We start from the raw sequence: 20,009 nt of genomic DNA on the forward strand, positions 1-20,009 counted from the left end.
GACGACTATCCTGCAACGAATAACGAGAAGCGCGAATTATGAAGTTTTGCTACAACCCAAGTATGTGTCCGGTAGACCAGTACACAGCGCTTGCTCACAGCGCCGAGCAGCTCGGCTTTAACAGCTTGGCACTGCCAGACAGCCTGAGCTTTCCCGAACACTCATCGTCGAAATACCCCTATAACGGCTCCGGCTCGCGAAATTTTCTGAAGGGTCAGCCGTTTGTCGAACCCATGGTTGCTATTCCCTTTCTTGCGGCACATACCAAAACACTGCGTTTTGTCACCTCGGTCTACAAGCTGGCGGTTCGCCAACCATTGGTGGTGGCCAAACAGTTGTCGAGTCTGCTGTCACTGTGCGGTGACCGGCTGGACTTCGGCGTTGGCATCAGCCCCTGGCCAGAAGACTTTGAAGGCTGCCAAATTCCCTGGGAAAAACGCGGTCAGCGCCTGAACGAGCAAATCGATATTCTTCGCGGCCTGCTCAGCGGCGACTTCTTTAGCTACCAAGGGCAACAGCTGTCGATCGACAGCATGCAGCTCTGCCCCACTCCCGAATTCGCCTTGCCGATTTTGATTGGCGGCCACTCCGACGCCGCCTTAAAACGGGCCGCAAGACTTGGCGATGGCTGGATTGGCGCCGGCGCCAGCCTCGACGAATACCGCCAGCTTATCGACACGCTTAAGGAATACCGCAAAGTCTACGAGCGCGAGCACCTGCCCTTTCGTATTCAAGTGGCCTCGGGTGATGTATTTAGCCAACGAGGACTCGACGCGCTCACTGAAATGGGCGTGGATGAGTGCCACGTCGCCTTCCGCAATGCCTATGAAGATGGCATCGACCAAAGCAGCCTTGCACAAAAACAAGACCAACTGGCCAGCTTCGCGCAGCGCTTTATTTCATAGGGCCTGTTAACCCTAGCAAACTTCACTCTTGCACCCAGCGATGGGTGCGTCCCGCTTGCCGGCGTATGCCGGCTTTTTTTTGCTCGGCGCACTGCCAAAGCAAAAAATGGTGAAAGCAAAAACCCCCAGCCCAAAATAAGACACTTGACTTATTAAGACGATCGTCTTACCTTGCCCAGCATGACAACAGACCAGCACGACAATCTCAGCTTAAGCTGCGGCGCCTTGCAGCTCGTACTCAGCGCCGAGCAATTGATCGCCGACAAGGGCATAGACGGGGTATCCAGCCGCGAAGTTGCCCGCGCCGCCGGTCACAAAAACCACTCTGCGGTGAACTATAACTTCGGCTCCTTTGACGGCCTGATAGAAGCGATCATCGACTATCGGGTGCGGCCGATTAATCAACAGCGGGAAGTGCTGCTCACCGCCTTGCTGGAACAGCAGAAACAGCCAACGCTTTACGCGCTGGTCGATTTAATGGCCAGACCACTGGCCAGTGAGTTGCTTCGCGGCAATGGCGAGAGCCGCTATCTAAGCTTGATTGCGCAGCTGTTATCGCGCGGTCACTGGCGCGAGCTGTTCCTGCGCAATCGCGCGCGCTCTTCGGCCTTGATCAAAATCAGTGAGCTTATGGCCGCGCAATTGGCCGATACGCTGCCGAGTGAGATCTACAACGAGCGCGTTCGCTTGCTGGGTAGTCAGATTATTTACAGCATTGCAGAGTGGGACAACTTGCAGCACAAGGGCCAGCTCGCGCTGGACGAGAGCAGCTTGGAGTGGCGCCTGCAAAACCTGATCGAATACGCGATAGGCGGCCTGACCGCCAACCATAATAAGAGGAACTAAGCATGGAACTCATGCCGCACATCGAGCTCGTTATTCTCAGTATTTTCCTGATCGCCTTCCTTGTTGAGCTGGCGGGGGGCCGCCTTAAAAAATCGCCACGGCCGCTGCGCGACTTTGTATTTATGTTATTTGGCATGTTTTCCAACCTACTTCTGGCTGGCGCGGTCATCGGTAGTGTGATCGGTTGGCTGCTAGCCAAGCAATTTCCAGACAGCGCTGGCAGCCTCGCTGGCACGGCCTTCTGGTTGGCCTTTCCGGTTATTTTCTTTATTGAGGAATTTGCCCATTACTGGCTGCACCGCGCCGCCCATGAATGGCGCTGGCTGTGGAAAATCCACCGCACCCACCACAGCGCCGAGCACCTGAATATTTCCGTGGTCTACCGCTACAATTTCTTTTGGGTATTCATGTTGCCGCAAACCTGGATGGGCGCTTTTGCAGTGTATTTCGGCCTGGGAGAAGCCTTCCTGGCAGCGGTGTTTGTCACCTACCTGGTGAACCTTGGTACCCATAGCAGCTATCGCTGGGATTTGTGGCTGCGTAACAAAGCCCCCGTATTGGAACCCGTATGGAAGGTGATTGAGCGCGTCGTGACCCTGCCCGACACGCATCACGCCCATCATGCCTATGGAAAGTCTGCCCACCCCAATGGCAACTATGCCGTCACCGTGTTCTTGTTTGACATGCTGTTTGGCACCGCCAAAATTCCCAATGGCCGCCAAACCCGCTACGGCTTGCCCATTTCCCCGCGCTTGCACTGGGCTGAGGAGCTGCTGTGGCCAGTGGTGCGCAAACCGCTGCTGCCCAAGCCCGAGCAAGCGGCAAAAACCGACGCCTAGCGAGCCGCTCGCGCCTTGGTATAGGCGGTGGCCTGTGCCGACAGCGGATCGTCTGGCCAGGGGTGTTTGGGATAGCGCCCCTTCATTTCTTTTTTTACCGCCTCGTAACTACTGCGCCAGAAGCCTGCCAGATCACTGGTAACCTGCAACGGTCGCCGGGCCGGTGACAATAAATGCACCAACAATGGCTGCCTACCCTCGGCAACGCGCGGGGTATCTTCGCAGCCAAACATCTCTTGCAGCTTCACCGCCAACACCGGCGGGGAAGCACGATAATCGACGCGAATTTTCGAACCTGACGGCACACTAATACGTTCCGGCGCGGCGCGCTGCAGGGCCTGCTGCTGCGGCCAGTCCAACTGCGCCAACAGCATGGCCTCAACATCCAGGGCCTGAATATCACGTAATTTGCTCACCCCGTTTAGATACGGTGGCAACCATTGTTCCAGCGAGTCCAACAGCGCGCTGTCGCTAAAGTCAGGCCATTGCCCGGGCGCGCAGTCGTGCTCGGCCAGCAAGGCCACCCTCCCCTGAAGCTGACGCGCTGCCTCCGACCAGCGCAGCAATTCCAATCCTCTGCGACGCAACAAGGCCATCAGTGCCTGCTCGCGCAGGGACTCGTCCAACGCGGTTTCTGGTCGGCTGTCGAGCAGTAACTTGCCCAGCCAGCGCTGGCGCTCGGCAACAAAACGCTGCTGAGCATCATCCCAATCTGCCGACACCCGCTCGCTGATTAGCGGCGACAGCGCGTCTTCTAATACCGACTCAGGCAGTGGACAAGCCAGGCGAATGCGGTCATTGCTGTCGCCGACATTGGCACTGAGTTCAATGGCCACTATGTAAGGGCTGCCGCGCAGCGGATCATCACTGGCCAGGAATGCCGAGCGGCCGTTACTTAATTGAAATTCATGGCTGCCTGCAGCGCGCTGACGACCAATGCGGTCGGGAAAGGCCCTGGCGGTCGCGATTGCCAGCGCTCGCTCGGTGTTGCCATCAAAGACGCCGTCGCTATTCGCGCCCGCCAACAAGCGCTGATACTGCGCGCTCTGCTGCAGGATACGGCGGTAGCGTTTTGGCTCGCGAGATACCTCGGCCATGCGCAAGGCAATGTCAGCCCCCGCCATGCCCGGCAGATCGCGCTCACCCAACAGCGCTGCCAACAAGCACGCCGACTCGGCAACACCCAGCGCATGGCCATGCAATAACATGTGCGCCAGTCGCGGTGGCAATGGCAGGCGCGCCATTGCCTCGCCGTGCTCGGTCAAGCTCAGCGCCGCGCCGCTCTCGTCCACCGCGCCGCAGGTTTTCAGTAATGCCAGCGCCTGCTCGCAGTGTGCGGGCGGTGGCGCATCCAACCAAAGAAGCGCCTCCGGGGAACTGCCCCACTGCAGGCATTGCAATACCAGGGCACTCAGGTCACTTTGCAGAATTTCAGGTTCGCTGTGGGCCTGCAAACGCTGTTGCTCGGCTTCGCTCCACAGGCGATAAGCCACCCCCGGCGCCTGCCGACCGGCGCGGCCAGCGCGCTGCGCTGCCGACGCCGCGGAGATTCGCTGAGTATGCAAACGGCTGCTGCCGTTGCGCGCATCGAACACCATTGTCCGCTCTAGACCACTGTCGATGACGATGTTTACGCCATCGATGGTCAGACTGCTCTCGGCGATATTGGTGGCCAGTACCAACTTGCGCTGACCCGGCGGCGGTGTGGCGATGGCCCGCCGCTGCTCGGCCAGACTCAGATTGCCATACAGCGGCGCGATCAAGGTGTGCTTGTCGAGCGCTGGCGCTAATCGACTGGCCAGACGATGAATGTCTGCCTGTCCAGGTAGAAAGGCTAAGATATTGCCAGCATGCTGGCTGTGAGCCGCTACGATACAGCGCTGCATCTGCTCCAGATAATCCGGGGCACGACCGTCGCGCCGCTTTGCCAGTGCCTGGTAGTGAATATCGACCGGATATTGCCGCCCCTCACTGCGCAGCACCGGGGCGTTGTTTAAATACTCGCTCAGTGCGTCGCCATTCAGGGTGGCCGACATCAGCAGTAATTTCAGCGGCGCATCGCGCAGCTCGGAAAATAAGCGCCGTCCTTCCAGGGCGAGCGCCAAGCCCAGGTCGGCATCCAGACTGCGCTCGTGAAACTCGTCAAAGATCAGCAGGCCCACCTGCTCCAGGCTCGGGTCGTCCTGTAGCATGCGTTGCAGAATCCCCTCGGTGATCACTTCAATGCGAGTCTTGCCGGAGACTCGGCTCTCCAGGCGCACGCGATAACCCACGGTCTCGCCCACCGCCTCGCCCAACAGCTGCGCCATGCGCTCGGCGGCGCCCCGCGCGGCAATACGGCGCGGTTCCAGCATGAGAATTTTGCGCCCGGCCAGCCAAGGGGCATCGAGCAGCGATAGGGGTACTTGGGTTGTTTTACCCGCACCTGGCGGCGCTTCCAGCACCAGCTCATCACACTGCGACAGCGCGTCTTTAAGCTCGTCGAGCAAGGCAAAAATGGGCAGCACGTCGGCCATAGAAAACGGTTCAAGCAAGGCGGCGGCATGCCGCCGCAGCAAGGGTTTAGATAAAGGCTTTCAAGTCGCGCAGAAAGTCTTCCAACTTATCGTGGTGTACCCAGTGGCTAGCGCCGGGGTAGCGTTTGATTATCGCATCTTTGAAGTAGGCCAAACGACCGCTTTCTTCCGGGTCTTCAACAAAGGTTTCTGTTCCCCAAGCCAGCAAAGTCGGGCATTCGATATTGGTGAAAATTTCCTTCAGTTCTTCCTCACCACTTTCCAGCCGGTTCAGCTTGCGGGTGTAGTTATCAAACTTCCAGCTGTAGGTACCGTCTTCATTCTGGCTGGCGCCGTGGCAGGTCAGGTGCCGAGCCTGCGCCTCGGTGAGATGGGGGTTTTCCTCGTGCATACGCTCAAAGGCATCGTGGAGGTTAGCGTAGCGGCGCGGCAGGCGCGATGACATGCCGTGGCGTACTTTCACCCAGTCGCGCATTTTCTGCCGATAACTCATGGTATCGCACACTTCGGTCTCATCTTTGTTCGGCAAAATGCCTTCAATGTTGACCAGCTTCTTTACGTTCTCTGGATAAATAGACGCGTAACGGCTGGCGATATTGCCCCCCATCGAATGGCCAACAATGGTCGCCGGGCCTAATTTCTTCTGATTAATTAGCTGCGCGATATCGCACACGTAAGCTTCGAAGCTGTAGTGACCATCGGGAGACCAAGCACTGTCGCCGTGGCCACGCAAATCGGGCGCGATAATATGCCAGTCGTGGCGCAGCTCTTCGGCGATCCAGTCCCAATTTCGGCAGTGGTCCTGGCCTCCGTGAATCAAGATCAGTGGTGGCGCGTCCGGGTTGCCCCAGTCCACGTAATGCAGCCTCAGGCGCTGGGAAATATAAATATGCGACGTCGGGCCATGTAAATCGGGAATCATCACTCTCTCCTTATCCAATAGCCCCAGGCGGGCTGCCACCCGAGGCCCTGACCATCATAGGACGCAAGACTAAATGAAACTAGGGCCTGTTAACATCCAGCCGGGCGCTTTTACCGTAAAACATTTATAAACCTAAAACCCAATGGAGCGTCGCTATGCTAGATCCCATTTCACTGGCTGAGCGCGGGTTAATCCCTGACCCCCTTATTCGCCGCGGCATCCGCCGCCAACTTCAAGACCGTCTGGCCCAAGAGGGCCGCGATGATATCGATGCCAGCGAGCAGCGCCGTCGAGAATTTCGCGAAGCGCTGCGTCACTCAGAAATTGCCATCAATACCGACGATGCCAACGACCAGCACTACGAGGTACCTGCTGCACTCTTTGAATTGATGCTTGGCCGTCGCTTGAAATACTCAAGCTGCTGGTGGGGCGATGGTATCGACAATATTGACGACGCTGAAGAAGCCATGCTTGAGCTTTACGCCGAGCGCGCTCAACTGCGCGGTGGCCAGCGTATTTTGGAGCTCGGCTGCGGCTGGGGGAGTTTCTGTTTGTGGGCCGCCGAGCGCTACCCCGGCAGCCATATTACTGCGGTATCCAATTCCCACGGACAGCGCGAATACATCGAGGCTCAGGCGCGACTGCGTGCGCTGGATAACTTGAAGGTAATCACCTGCAATGTCGCCGACTTAACACTCGACCAGCGCTTCGACCGGGTTGTTAGCATTGAAATGCTGGAGCATGTGCGCAACTACCGCGAGCTGCTGAAAAACGTCGCAAGCTGGCTGGAGCCAGAGGGCCTGATGTTTGTGCACATATTCTGTCATGCCCACCTGCACTACCCCTTTGATGGCGGCTGGATGACCGACAACTTTTTCGCCGGTGGTCAGATGCCCGCCTTCGACACGCTTATGCACTTCTCGGAGCATATGCGTGTCGCCGATAGTTGGCGCGTGAACGGCCTGCATTACGCGCAAACGTTGGAGGCCTGGCTAGAGAAGTTAGACCAGCAGCGTCCGCGGGCAATGCAAATTCTCGCCGATGCACCCAACCCTCGCGTTCAATTCCAGCGCTGGCGCATGTTTATGCTGGCCTGCGCGGAGTTGTTCGCCTATCAGGGCGGCAATGAATGGCTGGTAGGCCATTATTTGCTCACCCCTGGGCAGCAAGCCGACTGAGCCATTAGGCGCTGAGTTGGGCCTCCTGCTCAGCGCGTTGACGCAGCACAAAGCGCTGAATTTTGCCGCTGGAGGTTTTCGGCAGGGCGTCGACAAATTCAATTTCACGCGGGTAGGAATGCGTCGACAGGCGGCTGCGCACATGTTGCTGCAAGGCTTCCACCAGAGCGTCGTCGCCAGTGCTACCTTCAGCCAACACCACATAGGCTTTCACAATCGCGCTACGCTTAGCATCGGGCTTACCCACAACACCGCTCTCTACCACCGCCTCGTGCTCCAGCAGACTGCTCTCCACTTCGGCAGGGCCGATGCGGTAACCCGCTGAGGCAATAATGTCATCATCGCGACCGGTGTAAGCGTGCGACCCGTCACCGTTGCTGATGACCACATCACCCGTTAGGTAGTACTTGCCGTGATAGGGGCGTTTTTCATCCCAGGTGTAGCCCTGGAAGAAGTACAGCGGCGAATTTTCCATATCAATCGCCAGCTCGCCCGCCTGCCCCGGCGCCACTTCATTGAAGTTTTCGTCCAGTGCCACGAGTCGATAACCGGGAATTTGGTAGCCCATGCTAGCCTCGTGCTGAGGGTGGGACAACTCGTGGAAATTGGCCGACGTCATGCCCGTTTCCGTCTGGCCGTAGTGGTCACAAACCGTGCAATCAAAGGCGCGTTTTACCCAGCTAATCACCTCTGGATTTAGCGGCTCGCCGGCACTGCTGGCCACCCGCAGATCGATCTCAGGGTAGTCTGCCAACAGCTTGTCGTTCGCCATTAACAGGCGGTAGGCAGTGGGCGCCGCCGCCAAATTACTGATCTTATATTTGCGTAAAAACTCAAAGGTATTGTCGGCCGTAAAGCTGGCCTCGTTAAAGTGTGTGGTGCAGCCCAGCAACAGCGGGCCAACCACCGCGTAATACAAACCGTAAGCCCAGCCGGGGTCGGCCACATTCCAAAAATTGTCGTCCTCACGCAGGCCGACGGCGTAGCGCATATACATCCAAAATGCCGCCAGTGCGCGGGCAGGCACCGCTACGCCCTTCGACTTGCCGGAGGTTCCCGACGTAAACATCTGCAGGAAAGGCTCGTCAGCCGAAATTTTAACCGGCGCGAACTCTTCGCTCTGGCGCTCAATTTCCGGCCAGTAGAGAAAGTCTGCTTCGCTGGCCAGCGCATCACCTTCATCTGCCAATAACAGCGATGTCGGCAAGCCCTTAACCTCGCGCAATTTCAGCCACTGCTCGGTATTGGTAACAATCAGCTTGGTTTTCGCGGTTTGCAGGCGATATTCAATTGCACCGGAGCCGAAAGCGGTAAACAAAGGCTGATAAACCGCACCCGCACGCAGTGCACCCAGCACACATATCAATAGTTCAGGCGTACGCGGCAACAAACAGGCAATACGATCGCCACGGCCAATTCCGCGGGCCTGCAAAAAGCCGGCGAACTGCGCGGATCGGCGCTGCAACTCAGCAAAGGTCATCTCCCCAGGCTGACCGTCAACACGCTCGTAGCGCAGCGCCACGCGACTCTCGTCGGTGGCATAGCGGTCACAGATCTCCTCGCAAACGTTCAGACCGTCGTTAAAATCACCGACAAAATTCTGTACTATTTGCTCCATGGAAAAGTTTTTAGCGAATTCCTGATAATTGCTCGCGTTCATGTTCCTGCCCGTTTGTTAATGCGTGTTTTATAACTATTGTGTGCTAGCGCCAACGCGCTAGACCGCGAAGAAAAAACTCAGCTTAGGCAATGCACCGCCCGAACAGAATGACATGTTCCAGCAGATAATTTGACAAGTTTTGCAGCACAGGACGGCCGCCATTTGATGAAAAATCTCACCTTTTCGTCACACTATGCCCGCGCGATCCTGTGGGGTTTAGAACAACAGGGGCTGGACACCGACGTCCTGCTGCAACAACGCGGCATCGACCCTCAGCTGGTGCGCCAGCCTAAAGCCCGCGTGCCTACCGACCAATTTATCCGCCTGTTTAGACTGTGCTGGAAGGTCCTTGATGACGAGTTTATGGGCCGCAGCACGCTGCCCTGCCGGGTCGGCCACTTTCACTTGATGAGCGCCCTGGTCGTTCACGCCGACAACCTCGAGGAAGTCCTCAGACAGAGCATTCGCGCCTACAGTTTATTTTCCGATGATGTCCGCATCGAGTTGCGACACAGCGGCGACGAAGTGGAACTGAGCCTCAACCACCTGCGCCCCGAACTCGACCCCGATAACTTTCTGGTTGAATGGTTACTACTGGTTTGGCACCGCTTGGTGGGCTGGATGATCGGCCGAAAAATCGTCCTCAGCCACGCCAATTTCAAACACGCCCTGCCCGCCCATTTTGACGAGTACCGTTTTATTTTTCCCTGCGAATGCCACTTTGAGCGTGAGCGAAACAGCCTGTTTTTCAGCAAAAACTACCTGAGCATGCCGGTATGCCGCAGCAAGGAAGAGGTCGATGAATTTGTTCTGAGCTCCCCCCGCGACCTGCTGATCTGGACCGACGAAGACAACAGCCTCAGCACCCGCGTACGCCAGCTTCTCGAAGCTCAGGAAGAGTCGCGCCTACCCAACTTGGAATGGGTGTCAGAGCAGCTGCATATGACCTCCTACACCCTGTGTCGCAAGTTAAAAAGTGAGGGCAGCTCCTACCAAAAAATTAAAGACAACCTGCGCCGCGACCAGGCTATAGTGATGCTCACTCGGCAAAATCTCAGCGTTAGCGATATTTCGACGAAACTGGGCTTTGCCGAACCGGGAGCCTTTTCCCGCGCTTTCAAACACTGGACGGGGCTCAGCCCGCTCAGTTACCGCAAGCAAGACCACTAAGCCCGGGCCGCCGCTGCGCTGGCGAGTAAGCGTTGTTGCTCCCGGTCGAGCATACGACTCACCTGCTTTAGCTCGCGAATCTTGGCATCCACCGCGGCTTTTTTCTCCGCCATCAACAACGCGCCCTGCTCACAGTCGATACGGTCACTGCGCAGCGCGTCCAGCACATCGGAAATCTCGGCGAGTGAGAACCCCAGCTCCTTCAGTTGGCGAACCATTGCCACCCGTGCCACGGCTTTTTCCGGATAGTCGCGGTAGTTGTTGCCGCGCCGTTGCACTTCTTTTAACAGACCCGCCTTCTCGTAATAGCGCAGTGTATGGCGGCTAACACCGGTGCGCTGCTCCAGCTCGGCTATTCGCATCTACCTCTCCACAACAGGGTTTGACATTAGAGTGCACTCTACACCTTAGGGTAGCTTCACCGTCAAGCGAGGAGCAATACCATGACCATACTGATTACCGGCGCCACGGGTTTTATTGGCCGCCACGTCTGCGCTGAATTATCGAAAAACCAAACCCTTATCGCGGTGCTGCGCCAACCCGAGCAACAACTGCCGCTACTTCGCCAGCAGGTCGATGCACTGGGTGGCAACGGCGCCCACATCCAGGCGGTCGCCGGCGATCTGGAGCGGCCGAACCTGGGAATTAAAGACTCGTTGCCCACGCTAGACGCCGTCATCCATCTCGCCGCCCGCTTCGCCTGGAAGTTAGCCCCCAACATCGCCCACAACAGCAATGTAGGCGGCAGCCTGGCGGCGGCCGAACTGGCGCGGCAACATCAGTGCCGATTGGTTTTTATCAGCGGTTTTATGCTGGAAAATCACCAACACCTAAGCCGTCTCGGCATCCACCCAACCGGTCCCGAGCGCACCGACTGGCGCAGGGTATACCGCCGCGCCGGCGCCTACGAGGCCAGCAAGCTGGAAGCGGCGTTCCGCGTTCGCGCTTTTACACAAGCCAACGATATGGATCTTGTCGAAGTGCAACCAGCCACTGTTGCGGGCCACAGCCTAACCGGCATGTTGGATGCTCAGCAGCCGCTATTTAATTTGCTGGATAACCTCGCTCATGGGCGCCTGGCCATGGTGCCGGGCAGCCCCGAACATTGGCTGCCGCTGGTCGCTGTTGATGTATTGGCAACGCTGATTGCCCATGCCACCATCAGCGAAAATGCCCCCGGGCGATTGCTGGCCCTGGACGCCAATACGCCAAACTTACAAGGCACACTGGCAATTGCCGCGCAGGCGCTCGACATGACTGCGCCTAAACGTCACTTACCCCTGCGCCTACTGGCATGGCTGCTGCGCATTCCCGGCATGCCCACGGTAATGAACACCTCACCAGAGGCACTCAATTTTATCCAGACCACCCATTTCGATACCCGTGACACCCGGCAATTCATGCAGCAACAGGGCATTAAAACGCCGGATATCACGCAAGTGATTACTCACTCGGCGCAGTTCTATCACCACCTTCAACAGGCTGCGCTGTCCCCTGCCGCGAGCTGACACGCCCTTCCCGCTACGCCGTGTTGCCGTTGACGATGCCGCTCAAGCAGCGGCTTCAACAAACTGCTTCAAGGCGAGATTCTCGGCCGCCATGCCCTCGCGCACTGCCTTACCGGTAAACATATCGGCCAGTGCGCGCAGTGGCCCTGTTATCGGCAGCTCATTTCTATAACGCACGCCTCCGCCGGGCAACGCTTCTATCGAGCGGCTGCGCTCACCGTAAGCGAACAGGGTGAACCACCCCATATCGCACCAGCGCAAACGTTTTCCGGGAACCACTTCCAGCACCTTGTGTTTCACTTTCATGGTCTTGCCGCCCAAGCGAACAGTCACGTCGGCAATTTCGCCCTCGCGACACTGGCCCTGCGCCTGAATCAACCACGGATTCCAGCGGTGGTAGCCGTCAAAATCGGCAATCACTGCAAACACATCGTCCGCATCAGCATTAATATCAATGTGCGTGGAATAGAAAATCTTCCGAAACATAAGCAACCTCCGTAACGCCATTGCCATCACCTTCAGCACGGCAAGAGCGCAATAAGATAGTTATCGCCGTTTTACAGCCAGCGCTCCGCTTCCGCTATGACCGTTTCCGTTCGGCGGGCCAGTGCACCACGCCGTGGCACGCATAGGTATAGACGTTCGCTGACGGGCTGGGCAAGGCGGTGAATGCGAATCTTCTTCTGGTTATGGAAGGCTTCAACCGCATACGCTGGTAAAACAGTAAACCCCAGGCCCATACTCACCGGCTCTAAAATCAGGCCAATTTGATTAGAAAACCCCCTTCGCTCAAACTGACCACAGTGCTGGAACTCGGGAAAATTAGCGCCGAGCAGTAAGTTCGCGTGATGGCTTCCATCGGGGTGATCAATAAAACCGAGGGCAAGCAGCGACTGCCAATTCGGTTTCTTAAGCGAGGCTGGCGTGACCAGCAATAACGGCTCTTCAGTCACTGGTCTGGCGCTCAGTTCGGCAGTGGTCGGCCTGGCGCTCATAAGGCCGATATCAATCTTCGCCTCGGCAAGTGCTTGCTCTACTTCTGAGTTGGGCGCAAAGCGATACTCAATAATAAGCTTAGGGTGTTGGCGCTGCAGCGCCAAAAGTTTGGGGTAAAGCTTTAAGCCAACACTACCCGGCGACATCACGCGAACCCGCCCCTCGAAGGGCGGGTCTTCACTGACCGCATGCTCCAAGTTCGCCAGCGACAGTAAAATCCCCTGGGCCTCGGCATAAAGGCGCTCCCCTGCCGGCGATAACCGAAACTGCTTGCCCTCTCTCACCAGCAATTCCACTCCCAGCTGCTCTTCCAACTTGCGAATATGCTGGCTAACACCGGACTGCGTCATATGCAGCTGCTGAGCCGTGCGCGTGAAATGGCCCACGTCAACCAGCGTGCAAAAACTGCGTAACCACACTGCATTTATCATTACATTTATTAATCATTCAAATGACGAATGATAATTTTACGTTATTATTTTCACTATGTAATCTGCCCTCGTTGTTCACCACTAGGAGCAGGAAAGATGAAGCAGGTTTACCCACGCAATTTTTCGCATATCGGCATTTCCGTACCCAATCTCGATGAGGCCGTTAGCTTCTACACCGAAGTGATGGGCTGGTATTTGATTATGGCGCCGACCGAGATTGTGGAAGACGAGAGCGCCATTGGAGAAATGTGCACAGACGTATTTGGCGCAGGTTGGGGCAGCTTCCGCATTGCCCATCTGTCAACGGGCGACCGCATTGGCGTGGAGCTGTTTCAATTCAATAACCAAAGCAACCCCGACAATAACTTTGAATACTGGAAAACCGGCGTATTCCATTTTTGCGTCCAAGACCCGAACGTAGAGGAACTCGCGGAACGTATCGTCGCTGCCGGGGGCAAAAAACGTATGGAAAAACCCCGCTATTACTATCCCGGAGAAAAGCCCTACCGGATGATCTACATGGAAGACCCCTTCGGCAATATTCTAGAAATTTACAGCCACAGCTATGAATTGATTTACAGCGAAGGCGCCTATTAACACGTGCTCGCCCCCGCTATCGGGGGCTATCGGTAAGCGTCAAGCTTCATTCGCCTGCTGCCTCACCTGCCTGGCACGCAGCAGTAGATACCCGGCAAATCCCACCGCGACACCTGGCACCACGCCAACAAGCAAACACACCCAACCATGCCGAACGCCGTATTGCCTGGCCTCAAAAACCACCCAGACCGCCAACACCGCCCAACACACCAATACATCGGTTGAGTAGCCCGTTGAAAATGGGTTTACAAAACCCGCCGCGAACGCGCCGATAATATCCGGGTTTTCCAACAACGGCGGCACAACCACCGCAGAGAAGAACACGGTGAAAAACACCGCTGCCAAAACCAGCAGCCCCCTAAAAACCGACTCTGACATCACGCCCCCTACCTATTTCTATTTTTGCCGGTCAGTGTATCCCGCCGCGTTACCGCATGGCGAGCCTGCTCTGGAGCGTGTGGCTAGGTGTTGTAGCTAGGCGTTGTGTTAGGAATAGTGAGCGTAGGCGCGGATGACTTTACCGTTGTCTCCAAAGTGGAAAACTTCGTTCGAAAGCCCCAACACGCCCTCATACACCAACGCGACACTATTGGCGCCGCACAATGTATGCAGCAAGGTGAAATGCAAATCCGGGAATTTTTTAAGCGCCCCCGACCAGTACTCGCCGACGGCAGCTTTGCCACGCAGCGTACCGCTGGGCTCTCCGGTTAACTGAATAATCGCTGGCGATGACATTTCAAAGTCATCGTCATAGTGAGCCAGAATTTCATTTAAATCGTGGGAATTCCATGCCGATACCCACTCCTGTGCAAAGGCCTCGGCCTGCCGCTTATCCATGCTTACAACTTCCTATAAAAATACGTTTTACTGTGCTCGATCAACCTTCAACAACAGCAGCGCAATTGCGCATGCTGCCAACTCCAAAATGAGATAGCCGTACATATAAGCGTTTGCACCGCCATCAAGATATATGCCCAAAGAGCGTCCAAACGCCATGCCAAACATCAACAAAAAAACGCTAACCACAGCAACCCGCAGAGTGTTTACGTTGCTGGCCAGCAGCAACAAGATCACCCCCACTGCTGCCGACATGCCGCCGTAGGTCGCTCGCAAATCGATAACCGCAGAACTGGATGTCACCGAGCCATCAACAACAAAGCCAAAGGTCTCTAGTGGCATTGCAAAGAACAGCAGGCCATACACAAAGAAAATCAAGGCCGTGGCAAGTACAAAGACTTTGCTCATAGTAATCAGTGCTCCTGTCGTAGTAAGGCTGCTAACAAACAAAGGCTCTCGCCTGATAACCGTTATCCGATATGCGCGATGCAAGTCTTTCGAAAAATAGCGTTAGATATCTCTACGCCTCCGGCTACGCTGCCTAAAGCCGATCCGTCGCGCAGATGGGCTCGAATCCAAAGCCAACCGCGAAGCTCTTACCATAAATCACAATAAGAGCATCCGCCATGAAACAATTACTACTTCGCACATACGACGGTTACACCTACATTTTTGACTCAAACAGAAATCCGCTAAGACACATACCGGACCCTGTTAGCCGGTTTTATATCATGACGATCCTGGCTGCTATGTGAAGCTTCAGCTTCGCTATGTACGTAGGGAGCATCATCTACTTTGGCATCAGTTTAGCGGCTCACGTGATACTTTTACTGATGTTTTTCTTCACCATCGCCGTATTCCACGACGCAGAAAAGAACCGATCCTCGTGGCTACTCAAGCTTCGCAGCCAAAAGCGATTCAAGGCTCGATAAGGGTAGTAACACCTTCCGGGGTTTGAAGTCCCGGCCTGTAGACAGTCCGCGAAGCTTCGCAAAGTCAAGCGGCCCACCCCTGCCCCAGCGCCCGCTGGGCGAGGTGACTAATAGCTATTCGTGAAGCCAAGGCGCGTAACTAAGCCCTATCAACACGCCCTCGGGACTCATAAAGCGAGCAATTGTCTGCCCCCAAGGCTCCGTGCGCGCCTCATGAATAAAAGCCTGCCCTTTCTCTTTCATTTCGTACACGGCCGCCTCGACCGCCGCTGCATCGGCCAGCTCAAACTCTATGGTTGAGCTAGGCTCCGCAAACTCCGGCGGCCATTCATCCTGACCAAAGCAGGACTGCGCTGCCATCGCCAGCGGCCATACCCCAAAGTGGTTCGCGCCGGGAAACCGGTCCATAAAACGATAGTCATCCATCGCTTCCAATGGCAAACCCAAAGCATCTTTATACAAGGATGCACTCGCCGCCGGGTCTTTTGTTATTGTCGCAAACCCTGCAATACACTTAACGTCCATTTTATCTCCTATCGCCCATAGGCGATCCTATTGAATTCCACTTAGCGGAGTGGTTTGTCACTTGGCTTGGATCAACGTCGATACAATAGAGACGATTTGGCAAGTTAATATCTAAAATCAGTTAATATACTTTCAATTCCCGCAATTGGAGCGGTTAAAACAACGCCGAACCCACCCCAGCAGCGCTGATTTTGCGCTGCGACAATAAGCGTTTGGTGTGCTACTTTTCACCAAGCAGGAAGCTGTGCAATATTGTTTTTTCATACTGGGAAGTTGATTTATGCATTGGGCCACGTAGAGTACAGCGCACGGGTACTTCTCATATAACCATCTTCGTGAAACCACCACGCCCATATTCTTCCTGCAACCTCCTGGCCAATGGATTGCCCTCCGTAATGAGGCCATTCAACCCAATCCCCATGCGTCAAATCGTTCCGGATCGATATGAAGTGTTCAAACGGACTTCCGTCTTCCTCTGAAATGAATTTCTGCCGTTTAGCCTTTCCCACTAACTTGCCTAAGGTGCCACTAGGATTTTCTAACCCTCGAAAAAGCCAAGCACAGCGAAGCACTGATTCAAATACAAGCGAATAGGTCTGAAACGCTTCAACATAACGATGATCGGAGGCAGCTTGCTGTACCGCTTTTGATAACCATAATGTCGCGGTATGAGCAATGCGGCATACAATAGGTGTATCACTATTTTTCGCAGTAATCGGGCACCTATTGAATAGTAACGCGGGGAAAAACTGCGGACAGTTGAGGGCCATTAGTTGTTGACGATCACTCTGGTCCTGACGCAAATAGTAAGCACATGAACATCCGCAGAATCGACAAGTATGGCTGTAAGGCTTTGCGCCGCACTGTTTTAACCAATCCGCTGGATAGTAACTCCAATCAATTTTCTGCTCGCAGAGCACACAACTATTTATTCGGGCGTTAGCAACGTCGATGTGTGGAGCCCATTTCTCTCGCGATTTCGTATCCCACGCAATCATTTATGCTATGACCTATCCCGTATGAAAACGCTTAACGCCTAAGTTCAGCGGCGCTTGAGGCGACGGCCGTTTTGCGGCAGCAAAAATGGGTGGCGGGTCAAACGTCCGCTGCAACGATTTGTTGGGCGGCAACTCCACCGTGGCTAGATTAACTACAAAACAGGTTTCCAAATTGCTAACCAGATCGGGGCTATATAGATAGAGTTCGAGCATTTAACTGCATTCCAAAAATGTTCTGTCCAACGCCTTCGATGGTGCCCCACTTCGGTTCGATTCCAGCGGCGACCAGCGTGTCGTGCAAAAAGTACGCAAGCGAGTTTTCATTTGCGGGCACAGAACCCTCGAACTTAAGAGAATTGAAGGAAGAGTTTTTCACCGGCAGGTATAAAGCATGGCCAGAAACACTTCTCACATGGTTATTCGGGTCCACGTGATTAGGCAAATCACTTGTGAGAAAGGCTAGTGGTTTAGCGCTTAGAATGGACTGAATTTCGGTGATTTTTACGATTACCTGCTTTCCATCATCAAGCGCAAGCAAAATCATCCCATCAGGACGCGGGTCAACTCCAAACTCAGCGAGAGCGTGCGGCAGAAAGCACGCATCAATTGGATCAAGGCCTTGTGACCGGATCAATCCCAACTGCTCTTCTGCCCAGTTCGAAATTTCCTGAAAATTTGGATGATCTTTTAACGCAACCTGATTTCTCTTGGCGGTCAACGGAGGGCAATCGATATACCCAATGAATGAATCCTGCCCTGAGGCACTGGGGTTCACGGCAAGGCCGCCTACTGTAAACAGCGACAAAAACCCTCTGTCTGCGTGCATAAGTGATAACGCAGCAAGTCCTATTTGTTCATCGCCAACAGTTATGGGCCGCATTCGTTGAATATGCCCTCTGACCTTGTCGGCGCTTTCGTCGCCATTCAAAAACTCAGAAAACGATATCTTTTTAAGCCAGTCGTGAACATCCTTTGCTGGCGTTCCAGGATGAAGCAACAACTTCGCGCCGTCTCCTTGCTCAAGATACACTTGTACATCAAGCCCTGCGACCAAGCGTTGCAACATTGCACCTAATGGGACGAAAAATTCTTGCGCGCCCATGCGAGGAGTGCGGACCTTGAATGACAACCCTTGTGGAATTACATCGTCCTTAAGCTGCAGCGTCACTCGCGTGGATGAAGTAAAGCCAGGAACTTTTCCCGTACACATCAAGGGCCGCAGTGAAAGTTGGTTTTTAAACTTTAATTCTCGGCAATCATCAAGTCCGCAATCCCATCTACGACTAATTACAGAGACAGACTCTGCAACCATAAATGCCGAGTAAAAACCAATTCCAAACCTTCCGACGGGTTTGTACTTGGACGCACGCAGGCCAGGAAATTCCGAGCGAACGAGTTCGGTGCTCCAGAAACTGCTCCCAAAGTCGAGCAAGACGGATGTCAGGACGCGCTCTGACATGCCAAGACCATCGTCCTCTACCTCGAGTTCGTAGTGGCCACAAGATTTGACCCGAACCGTTACTGAGCCGACATAATCGCTCTGAAGCACCTGCCGAGCTGCAATGGCATCGCGTGCATTTTGAATGAGTTCACGAAGTACAACCCACAGTTGGTCAGTGTTGCCATATAGCTGCTCACCTCCCAATTGCCGTACCAGCCCTTCGACGTTTCCAACATGTAGCTCAGCGTTGCAAGGTTGCCAACCAGATACTCTCAAGTAGGTAGACATAAGTCTTGGTGAATCAACTCCCGAGACGCCTTTGCAATCGAATGGAGGAGCTTCCGGCACGTCCAATTCGCTCAAGAGTGAATTAGACGCACGAATTTCACGATCGATAAGGCGCGCGGCATCGTACGCTACCCACCAAGCCTCGAAATCAGATTCGGCAAATGATCGCGTGGACGTGATCAGTAGATGCCCTGGATCAACCGGGTCTATTGATGGCCGGCCGATCCAGTTCTGGGCCTTCCAATGACTCAGGGATACGCCACTTCTATTGAGCAGAGCGTACAAAAAATCAGGAGCCCTCCTGCCATCGATATGCATAGCATCAGCGCAACGCAATATGCAGGCAATCTTTTGGGGACACACCGTCCACTCTGAGGGGAACTCGCTTGGACTGTTAACAAACCTAGGAAGTTGACTTTGAACCTCTTCAATGGACCAATGATGGCTAGCTGCGATTTGGCCAATGAGTTCACCAACGTTTGTCCTCAGGTGTTCATCCGATATTAAAAAATGTTCAGGCGCGTCGTTGCTCTTCCAACTACGAGAACAAAGCTGACTTGCCTGTCCCGCATGAAGCAAACGTATGGCCTGAAAATCCGCAGAGTGTTTACGAGCACTTTCGTTGTTTGTCCTGTCTGAAACTGCTGCAAATGAATCTTTCCATTCGACCGTTTCTCGAATTTTAGTTAAGCCTCCTTCGTAAGCCTCGAAGCAAAGCGCCGCATCGTGTAGCAGTATGGCGCCGCCAAGAATGAAGCCCTCCAATGGATTCAGCGGATACGATTCCCCTACAAGCAAAGAGGCAGTTTCCCAGAGCGCGTCCAGGTGGGTTACGTCGTGAACGGTTAGTTCTGGAATATCCGTGCTAACCCTTTCTACGAGAACGGAAACGCGACTTCGAAATGACCGTAGCTCCGTGCGCAATCGCTCCAGTTCACTGGCATGGCCGTATGCCCCTTCATTCCTGAGGCTCCGTAGCCAAAGAGTTGTAGCTTCAAACGCCAGATTACTGGGAGCCATGTTTTTACCTAGAACTAGTCAGATGGGTGGCGCATGAGCGCCACCGTTTGCCCGAATTTGCCGCCCAACATTCATATATCGCGCACGCTCGGTTTGCCCACGCGCTACTTTGGCGAAAATTGCCATAAGAGTTCGAATTAATTGAAAAATTAGCGCTGTATCTGAAAATACGCGACAGGGATAACGCGCATGCGTGTAAATCTTGGAGGCGGGGTCTCATAGATATTGCCCATATTTCCTTATGTGGCTGTTTTGCGGCGCGTTTTTGAAAATCGCTCAGGATTAACGCGCATTCCTTGCTGGAAAAACGAGCACGCCTGCTCGTTAAACAAAATATACGGGATTATTGCGCAGCGCGGAAGGCGTAGCGCACGGCTTTTTGTAGGCAATAAAAAGGCCT

The 20,009-nt window shown here is 54.7% G+C and carries 18 protein-coding genes; 7 read left to right on the forward strand and 11 right to left on the reverse strand.

The window, feature by feature from the left end; all coding sequences use genetic code 11:
- Positions 1 to 38 precede the first annotated feature (38 nt).
- From ABNS66_RS03005 to ABNS66_RS03015, 3 genes are all read left to right on the forward strand, one after another.
- A complete protein-coding gene (locus ABNS66_RS03005; protein WP_286838539.1) occupies positions 39 to 905 on the forward strand; it encodes a TIGR03619 family F420-dependent LLM class oxidoreductase in 867 nt (288 codons plus the stop codon).
- Positions 906 to 1,085: 180 nt separating this feature from the next.
- Positions 1,086 to 1,751, forward strand: a complete 666-nt coding sequence (locus ABNS66_RS03010) for a helix-turn-helix domain-containing protein (RefSeq protein WP_286838541.1) — start codon at positions 1,086 to 1,088, stop codon at positions 1,749 to 1,751.
- Positions 1,752 to 1,753: 2 nt separating this feature from the next.
- A complete protein-coding gene (locus tag ABNS66_RS03015) occupies positions 1,754 to 2,590 on the forward strand; it encodes a sterol desaturase family protein (RefSeq protein WP_286838543.1) in 837 nt (278 codons plus the stop codon).
- Here ABNS66_RS03015 and hrpB read toward each other — a convergent pair.
- Together hrpB and ABNS66_RS03025 are read right to left on the reverse strand one after the other, a co-directional pair.
- Positions 2,587 to 5,106, reverse strand: a complete 2,520-nt coding sequence (gene hrpB / locus ABNS66_RS03020) for an ATP-dependent helicase HrpB (RefSeq protein WP_286838545.1) — start codon at positions 5,104 to 5,106, stop codon at positions 2,587 to 2,589. The two genes, ABNS66_RS03015 and hrpB, sit on opposite strands and share 4 nt — an antisense overlap.
- A 46-nt stretch (positions 5,107 to 5,152) precedes the next feature.
- Positions 5,153 to 6,028: an alpha/beta hydrolase gene (locus ABNS66_RS03025; protein ID WP_286838547.1), complete on the reverse strand. Its 876-nt coding sequence runs from the start codon at positions 6,026 to 6,028 to the stop codon at positions 5,153 to 5,155.
- Positions 6,029 to 6,183: 155 nt separating this feature from the next.
- On the opposite strand from ABNS66_RS03025, the gene ABNS66_RS03030 reads away from it, so the two are divergent.
- On the forward strand, positions 6,184 to 7,206 hold the full coding sequence (locus ABNS66_RS03030; protein ID WP_286694764.1) for a cyclopropane-fatty-acyl-phospholipid synthase family protein: 1,023 nt from the start codon (positions 6,184 to 6,186) through the stop codon (positions 7,204 to 7,206).
- Positions 7,207 to 7,210: 4 nt separating this feature from the next.
- Here ABNS66_RS03030 and ABNS66_RS03035 read toward each other — a convergent pair whose 3' ends face one another.
- Positions 7,211 to 8,866 (reverse strand): AMP-binding protein, encoded by a 1,656-nt coding sequence (locus ABNS66_RS03035; protein ID WP_286694763.1) that lies wholly within the window; start codon positions 8,864 to 8,866, stop codon positions 7,211 to 7,213.
- 129 nt (positions 8,867 to 8,995) lie between these two features.
- Between ABNS66_RS03035 and ABNS66_RS03040 the strand changes: the two genes are divergently transcribed.
- Complete coding sequence (locus ABNS66_RS03040; RefSeq protein ID WP_286694762.1) at positions 8,996 to 10,036, forward strand: AraC family transcriptional regulator; 1,041 nt, start codon at positions 8,996 to 8,998, stop codon at positions 10,034 to 10,036.
- Here the strand turns inward: ABNS66_RS03040 and ABNS66_RS03045 are convergent.
- Positions 10,033 to 10,398 carry a MerR family transcriptional regulator gene (locus ABNS66_RS03045; RefSeq protein WP_204996906.1) on the reverse strand — a complete coding sequence of 122 codons (366 nt, stop codon included), beginning with the start codon at positions 10,396 to 10,398 and terminating at the stop codon, positions 10,033 to 10,035. The two genes, ABNS66_RS03040 and ABNS66_RS03045, sit on opposite strands and share 4 nt — an antisense overlap.
- Before the next feature lie 81 nt (positions 10,399 to 10,479).
- On the opposite strand from ABNS66_RS03045, the gene ABNS66_RS03050 reads away from it, so the two are divergent.
- Positions 10,480 to 11,544, forward strand: a complete 1,065-nt coding sequence (locus ABNS66_RS03050; RefSeq protein ID WP_286694761.1) for an SDR family oxidoreductase — start codon at positions 10,480 to 10,482, stop codon at positions 11,542 to 11,544.
- A gap of 42 nt (positions 11,545 to 11,586) precedes the next feature.
- Here the strand turns inward: ABNS66_RS03050 and ABNS66_RS03055 are convergent, their stop codons facing one another.
- Complete coding sequence (locus ABNS66_RS03055; protein WP_286694760.1) at positions 11,587 to 12,030, reverse strand: SRPBCC domain-containing protein; 444 nt, start codon at positions 12,028 to 12,030, stop codon at positions 11,587 to 11,589.
- Positions 12,031 to 12,101: 71 nt separating this feature from the next.
- Positions 12,102 to 12,959, reverse strand: a complete 858-nt coding sequence (locus ABNS66_RS03060) for a LysR family transcriptional regulator (RefSeq protein WP_286694759.1) — start codon at positions 12,957 to 12,959, stop codon at positions 12,102 to 12,104.
- 108 nt (positions 12,960 to 13,067) lie between these two features.
- Between ABNS66_RS03060 and ABNS66_RS03065 the strand changes: the two genes are divergently transcribed.
- The gene (locus ABNS66_RS03065; protein ID WP_286694758.1) at positions 13,068 to 13,568 is read left to right on the forward strand and encodes a lactoylglutathione lyase family protein; all 501 of its coding nucleotides are present in this window, start codon (positions 13,068 to 13,070) and stop codon (positions 13,566 to 13,568) included.
- A 39-nt stretch (positions 13,569 to 13,607) separates the two neighbouring features.
- On the opposite strand, the gene ABNS66_RS03070 is transcribed toward ABNS66_RS03065, so the two are convergent.
- The 5 genes from ABNS66_RS03070 to ABNS66_RS03090 all read right to left on the reverse strand — a co-directional run bounded on the left by ABNS66_RS03070 (position 13,608) and on the right by ABNS66_RS03090 (position 19,609).
- Positions 13,608 to 13,946, reverse strand: coding sequence for a DUF2834 domain-containing protein (locus tag ABNS66_RS03070; protein ID WP_286694757.1), 339 nt, complete (start codon positions 13,944 to 13,946; stop codon positions 13,608 to 13,610).
- 108 nt (positions 13,947 to 14,054) lie between these two features.
- On the reverse strand, positions 14,055 to 14,405 hold the full coding sequence (locus ABNS66_RS03075; RefSeq protein ID WP_286838245.1) for a nuclear transport factor 2 family protein: 351 nt from the start codon (positions 14,403 to 14,405) through the stop codon (positions 14,055 to 14,057).
- Between the two features lie 27 nt (positions 14,406 to 14,432).
- A complete protein-coding gene (locus ABNS66_RS03080) occupies positions 14,433 to 14,813 on the reverse strand; it encodes a DUF4345 family protein (RefSeq protein WP_286838244.1) in 381 nt (126 codons plus the stop codon).
- A gap of 638 nt (positions 14,814 to 15,451) precedes the next feature.
- Positions 15,452 to 15,862, reverse strand: a complete 411-nt coding sequence (locus tag ABNS66_RS03085; RefSeq protein WP_286838242.1) for a VOC family protein — start codon at positions 15,860 to 15,862, stop codon at positions 15,452 to 15,454.
- Positions 15,863 to 17,050: 1,188 nt separating this feature from the next.
- Positions 17,051 to 19,609, reverse strand: a complete 2,559-nt coding sequence (locus ABNS66_RS03090; protein ID WP_348655200.1) for an ATP-binding protein — start codon at positions 19,607 to 19,609, stop codon at positions 17,051 to 17,053.
- Positions 19,610 to 20,009 lie beyond the last annotated feature (400 nt).

Source organism: uncultured Spongiibacter sp. (genome assembly GCF_964011655.1).
Taxonomy (GTDB): domain Bacteria; phylum Pseudomonadota; class Gammaproteobacteria; order Pseudomonadales; family Spongiibacteraceae; genus Spongiibacter; species Spongiibacter marinus.